Genomic DNA, 18042 nt, shown 5'->3' on the forward strand with positions numbered 1-18042 from the left:
AAAGAAGAGTGGGGCGCGTGCGCCGATGCCGCGATTCTATACGCTGGCGCGGCGCGGGGCCGGCGCGGCTCAGCCGAGCAGGCGGCCGTTGCGCAGGCGCGTGCGGCCGCTGCTGTTGCCCAGCGCGGTGCCGAGGGCGGCCACGCGGTCCTGCAGCGGACCCACGTGCGAATGGCAGAGGGCGCAGGCCAGCGCGTCGGCCGAGTCGGGCGCGGGCGTGCCGTCGAGCTTGAGCAGGTGCTGCACCATCATCTGCACCTGTTCCTTGGCGGCGCGGCCGGTGCCGACCACGGATTTCTTGATCTGCAGCGCGGTGTACTCGTGCACGTCGAGCCCGCTGTCGGCCAGCGCGCACAGCGCCGCGCCGCGGGCCTGGCCCAGCAGCAGCGTGGAAGCGGGATTGGTGTTGAGGAACACGATTTCGAGCGCGGCCACGTCGGGCCGCGTCTCGCGGGCCACCTCGCGCAGATTGTCGAGGATGACCTTGAGCCGTTCCGGCAGCGACAGCGTCGGCGGTACCACGATGGTGCCGCTGGCGACGTATCGCGCACGCATGCCTTCGGCGTCGATCACACCGAAACCGGTGCGGCGCAGGCCGGGATCGACGCCGAGGATGCGCATCAGTGACGGAAGTGGCGGGTGCCGGTCAGGACCATGGCGATGCCATGCTCGTCGGCGGCGGCGATGACTTCGTCGTCGCGCACGCTGCCACCCGGCTGGATCACGCAGGTCGCGCCGGCGGCCACGACCACGTCGAGGCCGTCACGGAACGGGAAGAACGCGTCGGACGCCACGGCCGAACCGGCCAGCGTCAGGCCGGCGTTCTCGGCCTTGATCGAGGCGATGCGGGCCGAGTCGATGCGGCTCATCTGGCCGGCGCCCACGCCGAGGGTCATGCCGTTGCCGACGAACACGATGGCGTTGGACTTGACGTACTTGGCGACCTTCCAGGCGAACGACAGGTCGTTCATTTCCTGCTCGGTGGGCTGGCGCTTGGTCACGACCTTGAGCGCGTCGCGCGGCACGTTGTAGGCGTCCGGGGTCTGGACCAGCCAGCCGCCGCCCACGCGTTTGACGTCGAAGGCGTTCTGGCCGACACCGGCCGGCACTTCGAGCACGCGCACGTTTTTCTTGGCGGCGAGGATGGCCAGCGCGGCGCCGTCATAGGCGGGCGCGAGCAGCACTTCGAGGAACTGGCCGCTCACGGCTTCGGCGGTGGCCGCGTCGACCGGACGGTTGAAGGCGATGATGCCGCCGAAGGCCGAGGTGGGATCGGTCTTGAAGGCCTGGCGGTAGGCGGTCAGCGGATCGGCGGCCACGGCCACGCCGCACGGGTTGGCGTGCTTGACGATGACGCAGGCCGGGGTGTCGAAGCTGCGCACGCATTCCCATGCGGCGTCGGCGTCGGCGATGTTGTTGTACGACAGTTCCTTGCCCTGCAGCTGGCGGTAGTTGCCCAGCAGGCCGGCCGGACGCTGCGCGTCGACGTAGAAGGCCGCCGACTGGTGCGGGTTCTCGCCGTAGCGCAGGGCCTGTTCCTGCTTGACCTGGATGGTCAGGGTGCCGGGCCATTCGTTGCGGGCCGGCACGGCTTCCTGGGCCGGCGCGGCTTCGGCCAGGCTGGTCAGGTAGGCGGCGATGGCGCCGTCATACGAGGCGGTGTGGGCGTAGACCTTGGAGGCCAGCTCCAGGCGCAGCGCGAACGAGGTCGAGCCGCCCTTGTCCATCTCGGACAGCACGCGCGAGTAGTCGGCCGGGTCGATCACGACCGTCACGCCACCGGCTTCGGTGCCGTGGTTCTTGGCGGCGGCGCGCAGCATGGCCGGACCGCCGATGTCGATGTTCTCGACCGCGTCGGCGAAGGTGCAGTCGGGCTTGGCCACGGTTTCGCGGAACGGATACAGGTTCACGACCAGCATGTCGATGCGGTCGATGCCGTGTTCGGCGATGGTGGACAGGTGCTCGGCGCTGTCGCGGCGGGCCAGCAGGCCGCCGTGGATCTTCGGATGCAGGGTCTTGACGCGACCGTCCAGGATTTCGGGCGAACCCGTGTGGGCGGCAACCTCGGTCACGGTCAGGCCCGACTCCGACAGCAGGCGGGCGGTGCCACCGGTCGAGAGCAGGCGCACGCCGCGGGCGGCCAGCGCACGGGCGAATTCGACGATGCCGGTCTTGTCGGACACCGAAAGCAGGGCGGTTTCGATTTTCATAGCGGTTGGGGATGTTGCGTCCGGGTGGGGCCAGGCCCAGGCCACGGGCGGGGGATCGGAAAAATCTTCAGGGCTGGATGTTGTGGGCCAGCAGCTTCTTGCGCAGGGTGTTGCGGGTGATGCCCAGCATTTCGGAAGCGCGCGACTGATTGCCGTTGGAGCGTTCCAGCGCCACCTCAAGGACCGGGCGCTCGACGCAGCGCATCACCATGTCCCACATGTCGTGGGGCTCGGAGTCTCCCAGGTCTTCGAAATAGCGCTCCAGGCTGGCGCGCACGCATTCTTCCAGGACATCTTTCTTGCTCATTGGAGTACAGATATTTTTATGTGTTGGTGGTACTGGCGGTTATGCCGCCAGCAGGGTTTGCGCGTTGCCGTTCCCGGGTTGCGGGCCGTCGCGCATGATGCTGTCGAACCAGTCGGCGACCGCCTGCCACTGGCTGCGGGTGTCGTCGATCAGGTTCATCCGGGCGCAGAAGGCCGGCCCGCCGGGCAGATCTTCGAGGTACCAGCCGATGTGCTTGCGCGCCGACCTCACGCCGGTGTGCTCGCCATAGAAGCGGTAGTGGTCGTCCAGGTGTTCGAGCAGCAGGTCGCGCATCTCGCCCCACGTGGGCGGGGCCAGCGTTGCGCCTGTGCGCAGGAAATGGTCGATCTCTCGGAAGATCCAGGGGCGGCCCTGGGCGGCACGGCCGATCATGACCGCGTCGGCGCCAGTGTAATCCAGGACGGCGCGCGCCTTCTCCGGCGTGGTGATGTCGCCATTGGCGACCAGCGGAATCTTGATTTCGGCGCGCACCGCACGGATCGTGTCGTATTCGGCCTCGCCGGTGTAGAGGTCGGCGCGAGTGCGGCCATGCAGCGTGAGCGCGGCGATGCCGCTGTCTTCGGCCAGGCGCGCCACGCGCAGCGCGTTCTTGTGCTCGCGGTCCCAGCCGGTGCGGGTCTTGAGCGTGACCGGGATGCCGAGCGGCGCGCAGGCCTCGACCACCGCGTCGAGGATGCGCTTGATCAGGTCTTCGTGGCGCAGCAGGGCGGAGCCGGAGGCCAGGTTGCACACCTTCTTGGCCGGACAGCCCATGTTGATGTCGATGATGCGGGCGCCCTTGTTCACATTGAACACGGCGGCTTCCGCCATCATGGCCGGGTCGGCGCCGGCGATCTGCACCGAGATCGGGTCGATCTCGCCATCATGGTTGAGACGGCGCGAGGTCTTCACGCTGTCCCAGAGGCGCGGATTGCTGGCGGCCATCTCGGACACGGCGTAACCCGCCCCCAGCCGTTTGCAGAGCTGGCGGAAAGGACGGTCCGTCACCCCCGCCATGGGGGCGACCAGCACGTTGTTGGGAAGGGTCCAGGGGCCGATGCGCATGCTCACATTTTAACCGCTAGACCATGGCACCCCGTTTTCACGGCGGCAAACGCGGCCGCGCACGGGGTTGCGCAGGGGAAAACACCGCCAGGCACGCCCGCCGGGCGCGCCGTGGGAAACAGGAAAACGGGCATCAGGTGCGCAGGCCTTGGAGCAGGTGGCGGGCCAATGGCGCCCGCACGGCCGGGACCAGGTCGAGGGTGAGCAGGGCCAGCCCGCAGGCATGCTCGACCGGCGCCAGGCCGGTGGCGAAGATGCGGGGCATCAGGTCGGTCAGGCTGGCGGTGAGCAGGCGGTCGGCGCTGCGGTCGCGGGCGAAGGCGGCCAGCAGCGGCGCCGGATTCTGCTCGGGCGCCTGCAGCCAGGGGGCGAGCGTCTGCGCCAGCTGCGCCGCGTCGCGCAGGCCCAGGTTCAGGCCCTGGCCCGCCACGGGGTGCAGCGTCTGGGCGGCGTTGCCGATGATGGCGCAGCGGCCCTGGACCTGGGCGCGGCGCGCCTTGAGCTCGAGGGGAAAGACGTGGCGCGGCGCCTGGCTGTGCAGCCGGCCCAGGCGGGTGCCGAAGGCCTGGGTGAGCGCCGCCGAGAACCGGGTGTCGTCGAGCGTGGCGAGCTCGGCCGCGCGCTCGGGCGCGCAGGCCCAGACCACGGCGTAGGTGTCGGGCGCCTGGGGATGCGGCAGCATGGCCAGCGGCCCCTCGCGCGTGAAGCGCTCCCAGGCCCAGCCGGCGCGCGGCAGCGCGGCGCGCGCGCTGGTGAGCACGGCGTGCTGGCCGTAGCTGCGCTGCACGTCGGCGCCGCCGGCGCCGTCGCACTGCACCGCCACGCGACAGGCGATGGCCACGTCGCCCTGCATGACCTGCTGGATCTCGCCCAGCGCGGGGCCGAGCCGGGCGGCCGGGCCCGACAGCACGGTCACGCCGCTGGCCGCCACGCGGGCGGCCAGGCTTTCGTGCAGCGTGGCGTAGGCGACCACGCTGCCCAGCTGCGGCACGTCGAAGTCGGTGTGGTCGATCAGCGTGCGGCCCAGCCGGCCGCGCTGCGACACGTGGATATGGCGGATGTCCGCCACCCGCGCGGGAAACGCGCCGAGCGAGTCGAGCAGCACGCGGCTGCCGCGGTTCATCGCCAGCACGCGCGGATCGGCCAGCGGCGCCGCGCCGCTCGCGCCCGAGGGCGTGGCCAGCAGCGCAATGCGCGCAGGATCACGCGCCGCACGCGCCAGCAGCAGGGCCAGCGCCTGGCCCACCGGGCCGGCGCCCAAAATCGCGATGTCGAAGACGGACGGAGTCATCCCCCGATTTTACCCCCCCCCCCCCCCCCCCCGAACAGACCGCCGAAAAGGTGTCAGACTGCATTTTCCAAAAAGGAGTCAGACTGCATTTTTCGAAAAGGTGTCAGACTGCATTTTTTGACGCTGCGGCGAGGCAGCGTCCCCGCTCGCAACTGGCGCCCCGGCTCCGGCCCGAGCGATAAATGCAGTCTGACACCAGTAAGACCAATCCCCGGCGCCGCACGGGACATCGCGCCCAAAAACAAAGGTGTCAGACTGCAATTTCCCCGCTCAAACAAAGGTGTCAGACTGCAATTTCCGCTAGGGATGGGCGCCATCCTCCCTGGGGGAACGCCGCCGAAAAATGCAGTCTGACACCAGTAGGACTGGGTGACAGGGCGAAAAAATGTAGTCTGACACCCGTAGGAACAACGGCAGCCGGTGGCGGGCTCGGAAAAAATGCAGTCTGACACAGATAAGACGGAATCCGGGTGAGAATGCGGGTTACGGCGGTGGGCGGAATTTTGTCGGTGCCGGTCTCGCGCGCGGGGCGGGTCGGCGGAAAATGCAGTCTGACTCCAATAAGAGACGCCGATCAGAAAATGCAGTCTGACACCGGGCACACCGATCAGGGGATATCCGCATGAGCCAGTCGTCGAGCGCTTCGTCTTTGTCTGCGTCCTCGTCCGCGGCGGCTGCCGGGCGGCGGGCGCCGCGGCGCAAGGTCGCGGTGGGGCTGCTGGCCTGTCTGCTGGGATGGGCGGGCGCGCATTGGTGGTATCTGCGGCGCCGCTACGCCTGGGCAGTCACGGTCTACGCACTGGTCTGCCTGGCCGCCACCTCGCTCTATCCGGTCTGGTGGGACAACCCCGCGTTCTTCCTGCTGTTCATCCCGATGGTCGACGGCTTCATCGAGGGCGTGGTGTTCAGCCTGATGCCCGACGAGAAGTTCGACCGGCGCTACAACCCTGGCCTCGGCCCGGTGTCGCGCAGCGGCTGGCCCGAAGTGCTGGTCGCGATCTTCGGCACGCTGGTCGGCGCGATCTGCGGCATGTTCGCGATCGCGATGGTGGTCGTGTACGTGTGGGTGGCGATGGGGTGGCTCGACGGCTACGTGCTGTAGCCGCTGACGGCGCAGCCGCCGCTCATTCGCGCATCAACGCCTCGATCTCGCGCGCGCTCACCGGCACCGCGCGCGTGATCAGCTCGCAGCCCGTGTCGGTCACCAGCGCGTCGTCTTCCGTGCGGATGCCGATGTCCCAGAAGCGCGCCGGCACGTCGTCGGCCGCGCGCACATAGATGCCGGGCTCGATCGTGAGCATCATGCCGGCCTCGAGCGTGCGCCAGGGCCGCGCCTCGCCCGCCGCGCGCGCCGGCCCGCGATAGTCGCCCACGTCGTGCACGTCGAGCCCGAGCCAGTGGCCGGTACGGTGCATGTAGAAGCGGCTGTAGGCGCCCGACTCGATCACGCCGTCGAGCGAGCCCTGCAGCAGCCGCTCGTCGAGCATGCCCTGGGCCAGCACGCGCAGCGCGGCGTCGTGCGCGTCATTGAAGCTCGCGCCGGGCCGCGTGACGGCCGCGGCGGCCTCCTGCGCGGCCACGGTCAGGTCGTAGAGCGCGCGTTGCGGGCCGCTGAACGTGCCGTTGACCGGAAAGGTGCGCGTGATGTCGGAGGCGTAGCAGTCGAGCTCGCAGCCCGCGTCGATCAACACCAGATCGCCGTCGCGCAACACGGCATCGCCGGCGGGGTAGTGCAGCACGCAGGCGTTGGCGCCGCCCGCCACGATGGTGCCGTAGGCCACGGCCTGCGCGCCGTGGCGGCGGAACTCGTACATCAGCTCGGCCTCGAGCTCGTATTCGTGCATGCCGGGCCGCACCGCGCGCATGGCGCGCGCATGCGCGTGTGCGGAGATGCGTGCGGCCTGCCGCATGGTCGCGATTTCGCTCGGATCCTTCACCAGCCGCATCGCGGCCAGCACGCCGCTCAGGTCTTCGAGCCGGCCGGGCGCCTGCACGCCGTTGCGGACACGCGTGTGGGCCTGGCCCAGCCAGCCGCGCGCCCGAACGCCCGAGGATTCATCCGTCAGCCGCAGCCACAGCGTGGGCTGATCCTGCAGCCAGGCCGGCACCAGCTCGTCGAGGGCCGACACCGGATGCGCGTCGTCCATCAGAAAGTGCGCGCCCGCGGCCTCCGGTCCGAAGCGCCTGCCTTCCCAGATCTCGTGCTCGGGATGGCGTTCGCGACAGAACAGGATGGCGCGGTCCTGTGCGCCGGCAATCAACACCAGCCAGGCTTCCGGCTCGGTGAAGCCGGTGAGGTAATAGAAGTCGCTGTCGGGGCGAAAGGGGTATTCGCTGTCGCGATTGCGCGCCGGCGCCACGCCCGCGGCCAGCACCGCCACGCCGCCGCCCTGGCTGCGCATCCAGTCGAGCACGCGACGGCGGCGGTCGGCGAAGGGGGCGAGGTCGGCTACGGGCAGGCTCATGGCGGTGTGCATCCTTTCGGTGGAGCGGCTAGCTTAGCGCACCGCCACGCGCTTGCGGACCGCGCGCCCGGCGCCCGCGCCGGCGCTTTTCCGCGCGGCGGTACGCGCCGCGACGCAGACCGAATGCAGCGCGGCCCGGCGCGCCCGCGGGCCGCGCTGCCTCCCTGGCCGCGCCCCGCCCGTGGCCAGCCGCCGTTGCCGCCGATCGCCTCCACCCACGCGCCCACATTCCCCGCGCCGGCATCGACCCGGTTGTTATCGGACGCTGCTACAATCGCGCCCACTGTCATTGGGGAGTAGCCATCCTTTGAGCCCCAAGGGAGTCAGCGTCAACAAACTTGGTGGTCCCACCCCATGGCGCTGACGGCATCCGTCCACCCGCACGCGCGGGCGTCGCGACGGACACGCCAGGCGAGACCTTTGGCCGCGATGCGTTCACCCAGCCGGGCGAGCCGCATTGTCGCGCCATTGGGTTTCTGCTCGTCCGGCTGTTGTCATCATGTTGTTGTCCATCACCCTGTTCCTGCTCGCTGCGGCAGTGATCTACTTTGCCTGTGAATTCTTCGTCAATGGCGTCGAATGGATGGGCCATCGCTTCCAGCTCGGCGCCACGGCCACCGGCACCGTGCTGGCCGCCTTCGGCACGGCCCTGCCCGAGAGCGCCGTCACCTTCATGGCGGTCGTGTTCGGCAACACGCCCGAGCAGAAAGACATCGGCGTCGGCGCCGCCATGGGCGGGCCGCTCGTGCTGGCGACCCTGGCCTACGCCGTCGTGGGCTTCGCGCTCCTGCGCGGCAAGACCGCCGCCGGCACGCCGCGCACCGCCAGCGGCGTCATCAACGCCGACCAGCGCCGCCTCGCCCGCGACCAGGCCTGGTTCATGGGCATCTTCATCGTCAAGGTGGCGGTCGGCCTCATCGCCTTCGTGTGGAAGCCCTGGCTCGCCATCCTGTTCCTCGGGGTGTATGCGCTCTACGTGAAGCGCGAACTCGCGCACGACGACGAGTGCATCGACGCCGAGGCGCTCGAGCCGCTCAAGCTGCGGCCGCGCGATCCCGATCCGAGTCTGTTCTGGGCCTGTATGCAGGCGGTGCTGGCGCTGGTGGTGATCGGCCTGGCATCGCATGTGTTCGTGCGTCAGATCGAGGTGCTGGGCGTGGCGATGGGCATGTCGCCGCACCTGGCCGCGCTCCTGCTCGCCCCCGTGGCCACCGAGCTGCCCGAGATCATGAACGCGCTGATCTGGGTGCGGCAGGGCAAGGAGCGTCTCGCGCTGGCCAACATCTCGGGCGCGATGATGATCCAGGCCACGATCCCGAGCGCGCTGGGGATCGCGATGACGCCCTGGCTGCTCGACGCGCCGCTGATCGCCGCGGGCCTGCTCACGCTGGCCTCGATCATGGTGCTGTGGCTGCGTTTCCGCAACGCCACCATGACCATCCCCGCACTGTCGTCGGTGGCGGGCCTGTATGCGGTCTTTGCCGCCTACCTGGGCTGGCATTACTACACCTGACAGGCCGCGGGCCGGCCGGGGCGTGGGCGAGGGCCCACGCTGCGGCCCGGCCCGGCACCTTTTTTGCCAAAAACATTGTCCATCAGTACAAACCCGCGTAAACTGGGCCTGTTTTCCACATCAGGAGTTGTTCTGTGAATACCGATTCCGGCGACAGTAGTAGTCGATCTTGCATCGACCGCGCTGCCTGACGAGCGTATTTTCCGCAGAATCACTTCTGCCGCGCCTGTCAGCAGTGTCGAACAGGTAGCGGCGTTTCTTCAGCATTCCGCTTTTGCATTCCCGGCAGGGATCCTCCCCGCCGTCTCTGGATGCGATCGTGCCCGGGCCCAGCCCCGGCGCAGCTGAAACTCTCCCTCCCAAGCCCGCCAGAACCGTCCGTCGTGTTCCTGCCCGTGCATGTGCGCGTGCGCAGCGTTGCGATGCCCGATGCCGTGCGCCTCTCGCGCCCGGATCGTGTCGTCCTGCGTGTGCGCGCCGATCATCGGGGCGGTGGCCCGGCGCGTATCCACGGATTGCTCCCCAAGCTGCAAGGAGGTCGTCATGCGTTTCTTCGACTTGTTCCTGCGCCGTGCCGGTGTCGACCGCACGGCTGCACAAGCCCCGCGTCGTGGCACGCGGCTGACCGTCGTGTGTCCGCGTGACGCGGTCGGCGCATTGCGCAAGCAGATCTGTCTCGACTTTTCCGCCGCCGGCCTGTCGGTGGCGCGCTTTCACGTCGACAGCGCCAATCACAGCGACCTGGCCTCGGCCTGTGTCACCGTCAACTGCCCGCCCGAATTGCGGGGCGAGCTCATGTCCCAGGCCAAGCGCCTGAGCGCGCATCCCTCCGTGCGCGACGTGCGGTTCTCCGCCCGTCATTCCGCCGCGGCGTAAGCCCGCCCGGCGCAACCTCTCCGCCTGACCCGGCCTGCGCATGCAGGTGCGGGCCGTGCGGGCCTCCCGATCTCCGATTTCAGGCGTGCCGCCACCGTGGCGCCGCGCGGGGTGTTGCCGCGCGCGCCGGATCTGGCAATATCTCGCGTCCGCGTTCCGCGCGCACCACGCGCCAGACGGGGCACTTTCGTTTCTCGCACCAGGGGTGCCCATGGTCCTGTCGTTCTCCGTCCCGCGCGTGTCGTCGTTGCGTGCGCCTGCCGCGCTGCGCGGCCTCGCGGCCCTGGCGCTGTGCGGATGCGCCGCGGGCGGCGCCAGCGCCCGCGCCGAGGAGGCCGGCGCGCTCAAGCTCTATGGCGTGGCCGACGCCGGAGTGAGCGTCACCCAGGTCAAGGGCGCCGGCCAGGGCGCCGGCCAGGGCACCCGCAGCGGGCTGCTCGGGGGCGGTCTGGGCGACAACCTCTGGGGGCTGACCGGCACCGAAGCCCTGGGCAACGGCGCCAGCGTCAGCTTCGGCGTGGAGAGCGGCTTCGACCTGGTCAATGGTCAATCCAACGAGAGCGGGCGCCTGTTCGACTACGGCGCCTGGGTCGGCATCGGGCGCGACGGCCTGGGCACCCTCAGTCTCGGCCGCCAGAAAACCGTGGCGATGAATTTTGGCAGCGCGCTCGAAGTGGCATCGTGGCGCGACATGGGCATGGGGGCGCTGTTCCGCGCTTCGGACAACTACCGCCGTGACCATCTGGTCAACCTCTATAGCGCCGACCTCGGCGGCTGGCAGGCCGGCCTCGGTCATGCCTTCGACACCGAGGGCTCCGACGGCCCGGCCCCGGCGGGGCGCGGCCATGCCTGGTCGGCCGGCCTGAAGTACGAGGCCCAGCCGTGGCTGTTCGCCGCCACCTGGGACCGCCTGTCGCTGCCGGCCGGCTCGCCCGCGGCGGGCGCCGCACCCACGGCATGGCAGGTGGGCGTCGCCGCCGATCTCGAGGCCGTGCGCGTGTCGCTGGCCTGGTCGCGGCAGCGCAACGGCTTCGTCGGCCAGAACGGCGGCGGGGTGGACGGCCTGGGTCCGCTGGCCTTCGTGCGCGGCGGCTCGGCCGACACCTGGCTGGTGGGTGCCGAACTCAAGCTGGACCCGCGCAACAGCGTGCTGGCCCAAGGTTCGATGGCCACGCCCGACTGGCACTGGGACGACGGCAGCCGCGCCGCGCGGGTGCGCCTCGTCACGCTCGGCTACCGCCATCTGCTGTCGCCGCGCACCGCCCTGTATGCCTACGCCGGACGCCTGTGGCGCGGCACGCTCGACGCTCCCTTCGCGCAGGACGCGGGCCGCACCACGCGCTACGTGGTCGGGATGAACCACACCTTCTGAGCGCGGTCGGACGGCGGCGGTTTGTTCCCGCGCAAAGCGTGCGCGCGCCGCGGCGGCGCGCGTGCGTGGCAGGGCGGGCAAGCTCCACTACAATCGGCCGAAGGGGAGCGCACGCTTCCTGTCCCGATGGCGTGGCGCCCGCTGGCGCGGCGCGCATCGCCCCGCGGCCCACGGTGGCGCTTTCCGGATCTCACGCATGGACCTGCTCGGCTGGCTCGTTCCCTGGGAGTTCTCGCCCACGCTGGTGCTGGCGTTCGTCGCCTGCATCGCGCTGTTCGTGCGCGGCACGCGCGTGCATCACGTGAGCGCCGCCCGCCAGGCCCTGTTCTGGGCCGGCGTGATCCTGCTCTATCTGTCGCTGCACACGCGCCTCGATTACTACGCCGAGCGGATGTTCTTCATCCATCGCGCCCAGCATCTGGTGCTGCACCATCTCGGGCCGCTGCTGGTGATGGCGGCCTTCCCGGGGTCGGCCATGCGCGCCGGCCTGCCGTTGGCCTGGCGCAGCCGCCTGCGCCGCTGGCTGGCCACCGCGCCGGGCCGTTGCACGGTGGCCGTGCTCACCCATCGCATCTTCGTGCCGGCGCTGTTCGTCGCGCTGGTGCTGGTGTGGCTGATCCCGTCGGTGCAGTTCTATTCGATGCTCGACTGGCGGCTCTATCGCCTGATGAACTGGTCGGTGGTGCTGAGCGGCTTCATGTACTGGAACCTGATCCTCGACCGCCGCCCCGCGCCGCCCGCCGCGATGACGCCGGGCGGGCGCGTGATCTCGCCGGTGCTGACCATGGCGCCGCAGATGGTGGCGGGCGCGGTGATCGCGTTCACCGAGAGCGACCTCTATCCGTTGTTCGAGCTGTGCGGCCGGGCCATCGCGATGTCGGCCCAGACCGACCAGACCATCGGCGGCCTCACGATGTGGATTCCCGCGGCGCTGGTGGAGGTGATCGGCCTGCTGGTGGCGCTGGGCACCCTCATGCGCCTGTCGGCGCGGGGCCGGCTGCGCCGTGTCGACCGCGAGGCGCGCCAGCGCGCGCGGCAGGCGCAGGCCGCCGGCAAGCCGGCCGCCTGAGGCCGCCGTGCGGGCTTACTCGGGGATCAGGCCGTGGTATTTGCGGCCCAGGGCCACGGTGGCCTGGAACATGCCGGCCTTGCTGCCGCAGTCGTAACGCTGGCCTTCGTAGCGGTAGGCATAGACCGGGCGCTCGCGCATCATCGACGCGATGCCGTCGGTCAGCTGGATCTCGCCGCCTGCGCCGGCCTGGGTCGCGCGCAGGTGTTCGAAGATCTGCGCCTCGAGCACATAACGGCCCACCACGGCGAGCGTGGAGGGCGCATCTTCGGGCTTGGGCTTTTCCACGATCAGCGACACGCGCTCGGTGCGCGGCTCGACCGCGCTGGCCGCCACGATGCCGTACTTGCCGGTGTCGGCGCGCGGCACTTCCTGCACACCCAGCACGCTGGCGCTGTGCGACAGCGCGCAGTCGATCAGCTGGCCCAGCACCGGACGGTCGGCGTCGATCAGGTCGTCGGCCAGCAGCACGGCGAACGGCTCGTTGCCGACGGCGGGCTGCGCGGTGAGCACGGCGTGGCCCAGGCCCAGCGGCGCCGACTGGCGGATGTAGATGCAGTTCACATGCGCGGGCAGGATGTCGCGCACGAGCTCGAGCAGCTCGTGCTTGCTCTTCTTCTCGAGCTCGGCCTCGAGTTCGGGCGCGGCGTCGAAGTGGTCCTCGATGGCACGCTTGTTGCGGCCGGTGACGAAGATCAGGTCCGTGATTCCGGCGGCCACCGCCTCTTCGACCGCGTACTGGATCAGCGGCTTGTCGACGACAGGCAGCATCTCCTTGGGCATGGCCTTGGTGGCGGGCAGAAACCGCGTGCCCATCCCGGCAACGGGAAAGACGGCTTTGCGGACGGCATTCATGTGGGAAATCCTGTGAGTTCTGGAGCGGCGTATGGCTTTGGAGCAAACTTTTTGCCCATCTGGCTATCATATTGCCATGAACCGTTCCGACACGACACCGACGAGCACGTTCGCCCGCCAGATCATGGCGGCGGCCCTGAGCCTGACCTTCCTGCTGCCCGCCATGCCGCTGCGCGCGCAACCGGTCGGCCTGCCCTCGATGGGCACGGCCTCTTCCGCCGATCTGCCCCCCATGCTGGAGCGCCAATTGGGCGAGGCCATCATGGCGCAGGGCCGGCGCGACCCGACCTACATCAATGATCCCGAGCTGCGCCAATATCTCACCACGATGGCGCGCAAGCTGTCGGCATTCGCGCCGGGCGGCCTGCCCGATATCGAGGTGTTCGGCGTGCGCGACCCCGAGATCAACGCCTTCGCCATGCCGGGCGGCTTCATCGGCGTCAACACCGGCCTGATCGTGTCCTCGGGCAGCGAGTCGGAGCTCGCCTCGGTGCTGGCGCACGAAATCGGCCACGTCGCGCAGCGCCACATCGCGCGCGGCATGACGCAGCAGAGCCAGAGCGGCATGATGATGATGGCCACGCTGGCGGGCGCGCTGCTCGCGGCGCTGGCCGGCGGTGGCGGCGACCTGGCCATGGGCGTCGCCGCGTTCGGCCAGGCGGCGGCGATCAACCGCCAGCTCGGCTTTTCGCGCGAGGCCGAGCGCGAGGCCGACCGCACCGGCCTGCAGATGCTCTCGCGCGCGGGCTACGATCCCGACGGCATGGCCAAGATGTTCGGGCGGCTGATGAACGCCTCGCGCCTGAATGAAGGCATGGGCGGCGGCGCCTGGGCCAGCACCCACCCGCTGTCCATCGACCGGATGTCGGACGTGCAAAACCGCATCCGCGACCTTCCCGCGTCGCGCTACGTCGACAGCGACGACTTCTGGTACATCCGCGCCAAGATGCGCGTGGTGCAGGGGCGCGACGTGACCAGCCTGCGCACCGCCCAGCAGCAGCTCACCGACGAATCGCGCGCGCTGTCCGGCATCCGCCAGTCGGCCGCCTTCTACGGGCTTGCGCTCTATTCGCTGCAACGCGGCGACCTGCCGGGCGCGGAGAGCGCGTTCGCCCAGGCCACCAGCGGCAATCTCAATACGCCGGAGCTGGCCAAGCTCGGCATCGACATCGCGATCGCGCGCAAGGACGCGGCGCGCGCGCTCTCGCTGGCGCAGGCCGCCACCAAGCGCTGGCCCGACCGGCGCGCGCTGGGCATGGCCTACGCCTCGGCCTTGCAGCTCAACGGCCAGAACGCCGAGGCCCAGGCCTATCTGCGCGGCCGCATCAAGGAGTGGGGCGCCGACGAGCCCACCTTCTATCAGCTGCTGGCGCAGAGCGAGGAGCGTACCGGCAACCTGATCGCGTCGCGCCGCGACATGGCGCGCTTCTACGTGGCCACCGGCGCCTACGCCGCGGCCGAGTCGCAGCTGCAACAGGCGCGCGGCATGTCGCGCGACTTCTACGAGCAGTCGCAGATTGACGTGCAGATCAAGGAAGTGCAGCAGAAGCTGGCCGACGAGCGCGCGCTGCTGCAGCGCTTCAAATCGGGTTGAGGGCGGGCCGTCCGCCATGACAAAGGCCGCCTCCGGGCGGCCTTTGTCGTCGTGGCGCGAGACCTACTTGCCGGTCTCGAAGAAGCGGCCCAGCCGCTGCGGCAGCCAGTTGAGGTGACCCGGGAAGGGGCCGGTGGGAAAGCCGGCATGGCCGCCGTCGGAGGGCTGGTGCAGCAGCACGCTGGCCGAACACTCCGCCGGCGTGGGCAGGGCGTCTTCGGGCAGGAACGGATCGTTGCGCGCGTTCAGCACCAGCGTGGGCACCTTGATGCTGGGCAGCCAGGGCTTGCTCGAGGCGCGCGTCCAATAGTCGAGCGCGTTGCGGTAGCCGTGCATGGGCGCGGTGTAGGCGTCGTCGAAGTCGCGCAGGTCGCGCGCGTGGGCGATGCGCATCACATCGATCGCGCCCGGAAAGCGCTTGGCCTTCTCGAGCACCTTGCGCCGCATCGTGCGCAGGAAGTAGGGCGTGTAGATGCGCCGCGCGATGAGACCGGTGCACAGCGCCTTGCCGCCCGCCACGAGGTCGAGCGGCACCGACACGCCGGCCGCGCCGGCGAGCCAGCTGGTTTCTTCGGCGTGCTCGCCGAGATACTTGAGCAGCGCGTTGCCGCCGAGCGAGACGCCGACCGCGTGCCAGCGCGCATGCGGGATGCGCGCGCGCGCCGTGGCGAGCATGAAGCCGACCTCGGCGGAGTCGCCGGAGTAGTAGGCGCGCGCCAGCCGGTTGGGCGTGCCCGAGCAGCCGCGGAAGTGCGCCACCGCCACGATCCAGCCGCGCGCGCGGAAATGATGCGCGATCGATTGGGCGTAGCGGCTGGTGCTGCCGCCTTCCAGGCCGTGGAACAGCAGCAGCGCGGGCGTGTCGGCCGTGCGCGGCAGCGAGCCCCAGTCGGCCGGTTTCATCCAGCGCGCGGCGGCGGTCTTGATGCCCGATTGCGGCGTGATCGCGTCGATCGGGCTGCCGTCGGCGGCCTTGTGCGGAAACAGGCCCGGCCCGGTCCAGTCGAAGTCGACGAAATCGGTATCGGGCGTGTCGACCCGCTCGCGCACGAACGCGATGCGATGGTACTGGGCGAACGTGGACGCGTAGATCGTCTGGCTGTGCCGGTCGGGCAGCCAGGGCGGTACGGGGCAGGGACTCAGGTCGATGCGGGTAGCGGCCAACGCGGGTATCGCCTCAATGCAGTCGGTCGGGCACGTCGTGCAGATCGAGCACGCCGGCTTCCGCGGGGGCGGGGGACGCGTGGTGCATCACCATGCGCCAGCCCGTCGGACCCTTGTGATAGATGTTGGTGGCATAGCAGTTGACGAACTGCGTGCCTTCGCGCGTGATCGCCGTGACCTGCTCGACCAGCACGTGGACCGCGCACATCATGCTCTGCACCACCACCGGCCGCAGCGGCCGGATGTGCAGCGGGCCATTGGCCAGCACCTGCTGCCACGACTCGTGCACCGCCGTGTGGCCCACGATGCGCAGGCCACCCGGGTGGATGCAGACGATTTCTTCGTCGTCGGCCCAGATCTGCATCAGGCGATCGGTGTCGGCCTGTTCCAGCGCTTCATAGAAAGCGTGTTCCGCTTCGTCAGGAGTGGCGAACATGGCGGCTGCGGTCTGTGAGTGATGTGAGGGGGAAGCGGTGCGCGATCAATGGCCGTGCACGACCGTGCCCGGCTTGAGCTTGTACTCGGTGCCACAGTAGGGGCAGCGGGCCTGGCCGGTGTGCGTCACGTCGAGGAATACGCGCGGGTGCATGCTCCACAGCGGCGCCTTCGGGCTGGGGCAGTATGCGGGCAGGTCTTCCGCGCCGAGTTCGATGACTTCCTGGGAGTTGGCGGCGGCCGGAGCAGCAGCGGTCATGGTGATTCCTAGATCCGTTGGGAAAAGAGGGCGGGCGCGGGCCCGACGCGGGAGGCGGCCGCCGGGCGCGGCCCGGTGGCGTGCGCCGGCCGGGCGGCGCGGCCCGAGAGGCGGGGCGATGCGGGGAAGACGGCGCGCGGCGACTGATCGCCGCCGGCGTGGTCGGCCCCGCCGAAGCGGGTGCCGGATACGGGGCAAACGGACGCATGGCGACCCGGGCCGGTATGCCCCTCTCGCCAGATCGAACCGTTGCGCAATGCCATCGACATGCTGTGCCCCTCTCCAGAGGCCGGTATTGTATCAAGGGCGAGGTTACAATGACGCCTCCCGCGCCATGTGGCCGGGGCGGTGTCGCGCGGAAGCCCATTGATCCGTCCAGCCTCCGGACACACTGCAGGGTCTCAACCTCTTCCACCTCCCATGTCGTTCCGTTCGCAACGCCAGAGGCCGCTCCGTGGCCGCTGAACCAGAGTTGACCGATTCCGACAAGGCGCGCGCCATCCGCGCCGAGCGCATCGAAGCATTCAAGACCGGCGTGCACGCCATCGTGCCCGCACTGATCGCCACCGGCACCTGGGGCATGGTCACCGGCGTGGCCATGGTGAAGTCGGGCCTGACCGAGTCGATGGCCCTGGCCATGACGCTGTTGCTGTATGCCGGCTCCGCCCAGCTCACCTCCCTGCCGCTCATCGCCTCCGGCGCGCCGCTGTGGCTGATCTTCGCGGCCGGCTGCGTGGTGAACCTGCGCTTCGTGATCTTCGGCGCCGCGCTGCAGCCGTACTTCCGCCACCTGCCGTGGCCCAAGCGCCTCGGCCTGGGCTACTTCACCACCGACATGGGCTTCGTGCTGTTCATGCCGCGCTACGGCGACGCCGCCCAGCGCGGCACGCGCGAGCAGCTCTGGTATTTCATCGGCACGATCGCGCCGAGCTGGTTCGTCTGGCAGTCCTCGTCCATCGTCGGCATCTTCCTGGGCTCGATGGTGCCCACGACCTGGTCGCTCGATTTCGCCGCCGTGCTGGCGCTGCTGGCCATCACGGTGCCGCTGGCCAACTCCAAGCCGATGCTGATCTCCATGCTGGCCGCGGGCGTCACCGCCTGGGTCGGGCAGGCCCTGCCGCTGCGGCTGGGCCTGGCGGTGGCGGTGATCGCGGGCATCCTGGCCGGCATCTGGGCCGAACGCTACTTCAAGGGAAAGCGCTGACATGTGGCCCTCGGAAATCTATGTCTACAGCGCGATCCTGCTGCTGACCGTGTGCAGCGTGCTCACGCGCGCCGGCTTCATGTTGTTCGGCGACTACATTCCGCTGCCCGACGGCGTGCGGCGCGCCCTGCGCTACGCCCCCGCGGCCGCGCTCACGGCCATCGTGGTGCCCGACATGCTGCCCTGGAAGGCCGGCCTGGGCCCGATCTTCGACTACAAGCTGGTGGCCGGCGTGGTGGGGGTGATCGTGTTCCTGCGCACGCGCAGCGCGGTGGCCGTGATCGTCTCCGGGATGCTGGTCCTGTGGGGCCTGCGCTGGGCGGCGGGTTGAGGCTGCCCGCCGGGCCCGGTCGAGGGAATTGG

General features: G+C 69.8%; 19 protein-coding genes and 1 riboswitch. Of the genes, 8 read left to right on the plus strand and 11 right to left on the minus strand.

The window, feature by feature from the left end; translation table 11 throughout:
- Positions 1-69: 69 nt before the first annotated feature.
- The 5 genes from ruvC to CEG14_RS05310 all read right to left on the minus strand — a co-directional run bounded on the left by ruvC (position 70) and on the right by CEG14_RS05310 (position 4873).
- On the minus strand, positions 70-621 hold the full coding sequence (gene ruvC, locus CEG14_RS05290) for a crossover junction endodeoxyribonuclease RuvC (protein ID WP_094825331.1): 552 nt from the start codon (positions 619-621) through the stop codon (positions 70-72).
- Positions 621-2210: a bifunctional phosphoribosylaminoimidazolecarboxamide formyltransferase/IMP cyclohydrolase gene (gene purH / locus CEG14_RS05295; RefSeq protein ID WP_094825332.1), complete on the minus strand. Its 1590-nt coding sequence runs from the start codon at positions 2208-2210 to the stop codon at positions 621-623. Before purH ends, ruvC begins: the two co-directional genes overlap by 1 nt.
- Before the next feature lie 67 nt (positions 2211-2277).
- Complete coding sequence (locus tag CEG14_RS05300) at positions 2278-2517, minus strand: helix-turn-helix domain-containing protein (protein ID WP_094825333.1); 240 nt, start codon at positions 2515-2517, stop codon at positions 2278-2280.
- 39 nt (positions 2518-2556) lie between these two features.
- A complete protein-coding gene (dusB, locus tag CEG14_RS05305; protein ID WP_176461431.1) occupies positions 2557-3582 on the minus strand; it encodes a tRNA dihydrouridine synthase DusB in 1026 nt (341 codons plus the stop codon).
- Between the two features lie 133 nt (positions 3583-3715).
- Entirely contained in the window at positions 3716-4873 is a 1158-nt protein-coding gene (locus tag CEG14_RS05310) for a UbiH/UbiF/VisC/COQ6 family ubiquinone biosynthesis hydroxylase (protein ID WP_094825335.1), read from the minus strand.
- Positions 4874-5495: 622 nt separating this feature from the next.
- On the opposite strand from CEG14_RS05310, the gene CEG14_RS05315 reads away from it, so the two are divergent.
- Positions 5496-5975: a TM2 domain-containing protein gene (locus CEG14_RS05315; protein WP_094825336.1), complete on the plus strand. Its 480-nt coding sequence runs from the start codon at positions 5496-5498 to the stop codon at positions 5973-5975.
- A 22-nt stretch (positions 5976-5997) separates the two neighbouring features.
- On the opposite strand, the gene CEG14_RS05320 is transcribed toward CEG14_RS05315, so the two are convergent.
- Positions 5998-7338 carry an aminopeptidase P N-terminal domain-containing protein gene (locus CEG14_RS05320; protein WP_094825895.1) on the minus strand — a complete coding sequence of 447 codons (1341 nt, stop codon included), beginning with the start codon at positions 7336-7338 and terminating at the stop codon, positions 5998-6000.
- Between the two features lie 279 nt (positions 7339-7617).
- Positions 7618-7792, plus strand: a riboswitch (yybP-ykoY riboswitch).
- A 45-nt stretch (positions 7793-7837) separates the two neighbouring features.
- Between CEG14_RS05320 and CEG14_RS05325 the strand changes: the two genes are divergently transcribed.
- The gene (locus CEG14_RS05325) at positions 7838-8851 is read left to right on the plus strand and encodes a sodium:calcium antiporter (protein ID WP_094825337.1); all 1014 of its coding nucleotides are present in this window, start codon (positions 7838-7840) and stop codon (positions 8849-8851) included.
- A gap of 260 nt (positions 8852-9111) precedes the next feature.
- Here CEG14_RS05325 and CEG14_RS05330 read toward each other — a convergent pair whose 3' ends face one another.
- Positions 9112-9396, minus strand: coding sequence for a hypothetical protein (locus CEG14_RS05330; protein ID WP_094825338.1), 285 nt, complete (start codon positions 9394-9396; stop codon positions 9112-9114).
- Here CEG14_RS05330 and CEG14_RS05335 point away from each other — a divergent pair.
- The 3 genes from CEG14_RS05335 to CEG14_RS05345 all read left to right on the plus strand — a co-directional run bounded on the left by CEG14_RS05335 (position 9395) and on the right by CEG14_RS05345 (position 12168).
- Complete coding sequence (locus CEG14_RS05335; RefSeq protein WP_094825339.1) at positions 9395-9727, plus strand: hypothetical protein; 333 nt, start codon at positions 9395-9397, stop codon at positions 9725-9727. The genes CEG14_RS05330 and CEG14_RS05335 overlap by 2 nt on opposite strands.
- Positions 9728-9938: 211 nt before the next feature.
- Positions 9939-11099, plus strand: a complete 1161-nt coding sequence (locus tag CEG14_RS05340; protein ID WP_094825340.1) for a porin — start codon at positions 9939-9941, stop codon at positions 11097-11099.
- Between the two features lie 187 nt (positions 11100-11286).
- Positions 11287-12168 (plus strand): cytochrome c oxidase assembly protein, encoded by an 882-nt coding sequence (locus tag CEG14_RS05345; protein WP_094825896.1) that lies wholly within the window; start codon positions 11287-11289, stop codon positions 12166-12168.
- 15 nt (positions 12169-12183) lie between these two features.
- On the opposite strand, the gene galU is transcribed toward CEG14_RS05345, so the two are convergent.
- Entirely contained in the window at positions 12184-13023 is an 840-nt protein-coding gene (galU, locus tag CEG14_RS05350; protein ID WP_094825341.1) for a UTP--glucose-1-phosphate uridylyltransferase GalU, read from the minus strand.
- A gap of 76 nt (positions 13024-13099) precedes the next feature.
- On the opposite strand from galU, the gene CEG14_RS05355 reads away from it, so the two are divergent.
- On the plus strand, positions 13100-14617 hold the full coding sequence (locus tag CEG14_RS05355; protein ID WP_094825342.1) for a M48 family metalloprotease: 1518 nt from the start codon (positions 13100-13102) through the stop codon (positions 14615-14617).
- 63 nt (positions 14618-14680) lie between these two features.
- On the opposite strand, the gene CEG14_RS05360 is transcribed toward CEG14_RS05355, so the two are convergent.
- Genes CEG14_RS05360 through CEG14_RS05370 form a run of 3 tightly spaced genes read right to left on the minus strand, consistent with a single transcriptional unit; the run spans position 14681 to position 16475 of the window.
- Positions 14681-15781, minus strand: coding sequence for a YheT family hydrolase (locus CEG14_RS05360; protein WP_094825343.1), 1101 nt, complete (start codon positions 15779-15781; stop codon positions 14681-14683).
- Between the two features lie 13 nt (positions 15782-15794).
- Entirely contained in the window at positions 15795-16217 is a 423-nt protein-coding gene (locus CEG14_RS05365; RefSeq protein WP_094825344.1) for a YybH family protein, read from the minus strand.
- A gap of 45 nt (positions 16218-16262) precedes the next feature.
- A complete protein-coding gene (locus tag CEG14_RS05370) occupies positions 16263-16475 on the minus strand; it encodes a zinc-finger domain-containing protein (RefSeq protein WP_094825345.1) in 213 nt (70 codons plus the stop codon).
- Positions 16476-17010: 535 nt separating this feature from the next.
- Here CEG14_RS05370 and CEG14_RS05375 point away from each other — a divergent pair.
- Together CEG14_RS05375 and CEG14_RS05380 are read left to right on the plus strand one after the other, a co-directional pair.
- The gene (locus CEG14_RS05375) at positions 17011-17679 is read left to right on the plus strand and encodes an AzlC family ABC transporter permease (protein WP_094825897.1); all 669 of its coding nucleotides are present in this window, start codon (positions 17011-17013) and stop codon (positions 17677-17679) included.
- A gap of 1 nt (position 17680) precedes the next feature.
- Complete coding sequence (locus CEG14_RS05380; protein WP_094825346.1) at positions 17681-18010, plus strand: AzlD domain-containing protein; 330 nt, start codon at positions 17681-17683, stop codon at positions 18008-18010.
- The last annotated feature ends 32 nt before the right edge of the window (positions 18011-18042 follow it).

The organism is Bordetella genomosp. 1, from assembly GCF_002261335.1.
In the GTDB taxonomy this organism is placed as follows: domain Bacteria; phylum Pseudomonadota; class Gammaproteobacteria; order Burkholderiales; family Burkholderiaceae_B; genus Bordetella.